The following is a 305-nucleotide window of genomic DNA, read 5'->3' on the forward strand; positions in this document are numbered from 1 at the left end:
AAATGGCAGGCGCCAGGCCCATCGTGGCAATCTTCCCGATCGAATTCGCTATCCCCGATGCCAGGCCCCCGTTCTGCATCCCCACTTCTATGGCTACCGTCCTGGCATCACGCTCCGGCAAACGAAAAAAACGGGCATACCAATACCCCAGCGTATAACCGAAAAGGTTATGAAAAAGTACGATAAGAAGTAAGACCAGACCGATATCCAGCAAACTGTCCCGCCCCGCAGCAGTGATCACCACGATAATCAACGCTATTCCCAACATGGATACTACAGGCATCGCCTGGTCAAGCCATTTCGCC

The 305-nt window shown here is 53.1% G+C and carries 1 protein-coding gene; it reads right to left on the bottom strand.

Annotated features, from left to right (window positions below; translation table 11 throughout):
- Window positions 1-305, bottom strand: a 305-nt coding sequence (locus ED312_RS07280; protein ID WP_394342855.1) for a bile acid:sodium symporter family protein, incomplete at both ends; no start/stop codon positions are given.

The sequence above is a fragment of the Sinomicrobium pectinilyticum genome (assembly GCF_003725735.1).
Lineage (GTDB): Bacteria > Bacteroidota > Bacteroidia > Flavobacteriales > Flavobacteriaceae > Sinomicrobium > Sinomicrobium pectinilyticum.